Source organism: Sinorhizobium sp. BJ1, assembly GCF_002531555.1.
In the GTDB taxonomy this organism is placed as follows: domain Bacteria; phylum Pseudomonadota; class Alphaproteobacteria; order Rhizobiales; family Rhizobiaceae; genus Sinorhizobium; species Sinorhizobium fredii_B.
Genome location: NZ_NWTH01000033.1, coordinates 1 through 1,715 on the forward strand (window position 1 = coordinate 1; position 1,715 = coordinate 1,715).

Annotated in this window: 1 pseudogene; it reads right to left on the reverse strand. The window is 58.2% G+C overall.

The window, feature by feature from the left end:
* Window positions 1-223 precede the first annotated feature (223 nt).
* Window positions 224-1,696 (reverse strand): annotated as a pseudogene (locus CO676_RS28215) (IS1182 family transposase).
* Between the last annotated feature and the right edge of the window lie 19 nt (window positions 1,697-1,715).

The following is a 1,715-nucleotide window of genomic DNA, read 5'->3' on the forward strand; positions in this document are numbered from 1 at the left end:
GTAGTTCAATCCTGAATCCTAAAAATCGCGACCCGCTTTTAGTAGACGGCCTGATGCGACCCTGGCTGTGTAAAAACGCTGATGCCATGGCCAATTGTGGGATATGAGCGTAGCTCAAGCGTCATGGTATGCGGTTTTGCTTTCAAGCGCCCTCGAGACGCCGAATTGGCTCTATATCGGCATTTGACGAGTGAGTTTCATGCAATCGTGATGGGCGAGGCGCTCACCCCCGTATTGCCGCCACCAGTGCCTTGGAGCCGATGAGGTTCATGACCCGGGTCATATTGTAGGCGAGTACGTGCAGCGCCATCTCCGCGCGCACGTTCGGCAGGCGCCTGGTGAGGAAGTGCGTGGCTCCCATCCATGATTTGATCGTCCCGAAGGGATGCTCGGCGGTCACGCGGCGTTGCCGCATCTTATCCGGATCAGCATCGAGCCTGGCCTGCATCGCCTCGAGGTGATGCTCCTGCTCCCAACGCTGAATGCGCCGATACTTGCTGGTCGTGCATCTGGACCTCATGGCGCAGCTTGGACAATTGCTCGACCAGTAGCGCCGGATCATCAGGTCCGCCTCTTCTCGCGTGTACCGATAGATCAACCGTTCGCCGGCCGGGCAGAGATAAACATCCTCGTCCTTGAGATATCGGAAGTCCTGCTTGACGAAGAGCCCCTTGATCCGATTGCCCGACGTCATGGGCTTGGGCATGGTCACCGTGATCTTCTGCTCGACGCAGGCGAGAACCTCTTCGCTGTTGAAGTACCGCGGTCCGCCACAACCTCGAGATGGTCTGCCTCAAAAGCTTGCTTGCTGGCCTTGGCCATGTTGGCAAGTTGCGCCCGGTCGTTGCCGACATTGGTCACCTCATGGGCGACGATGAGGTGATGTTCGGTGTCGACTGCGGTCTGAGTGTTGTAGCCGACCATGCCCTGAGCCTCGGCCGCTGGTCGCCATTGACCGGCTATCGGGATCGGTGAGCGATACCTGCTGGTCGGGCGTTTCCAGCATCTCCTTTTCGATCTGCTTGAGCCGAACCATCTCCTGGCGAAGCCGTTCAACCTTCTCCTGCAGGCGCTCGATCTTGGCGGCATGAATGTCATCGCGCTCCTGCCGGTCGGCGCTATCCATCTGGTGGAGATATCGGGCAACGCTCTCTTCGATCTGCGCCATGCGCCGCGCCAGCTTGCCCTTGGTGAAGTTCCGGTCCCGGTTGTTGACCGCCTTGAACTTGCTGCCGTCGATCGCAACACTCGGCTTGGCGAGAAGCCCTATCTCGCGGCACAGCCGCACAAAGCCGCTACAGACCTTCTTGATGGCACCACCGTTGTCGCGTCGAAAATCGGCAATGGTCTTATGGTCAGGCACAAGACGCCAAACCAGCCACATCACCTCGATATTGCGTCTAGCTTCGCGTTCGAGACGCCGGCTCGACTGGATTCGGTTCAGATAGCCGTAGATGTAGAGCTTGAGCAGGATCGAGGGATGATAACCTGGGCGCCCGGTATTGCTTGGCTCACAGCGCACGAATCCGAGATCGGCCAGATTGAGCTCGTCAACGAAGACGTCCACCACCCGAACTGGGCTATCCTCATGTACCCAATCATCCAACTGTTCGGGAAGCAGTGTACCCTGGCTCCTGTCGACACCCTCGATATCCGCTTCATGAAGCCCCCTCGACTCATGGGCAAAGGGTATCATGTTCGGCGTTTTCACACAG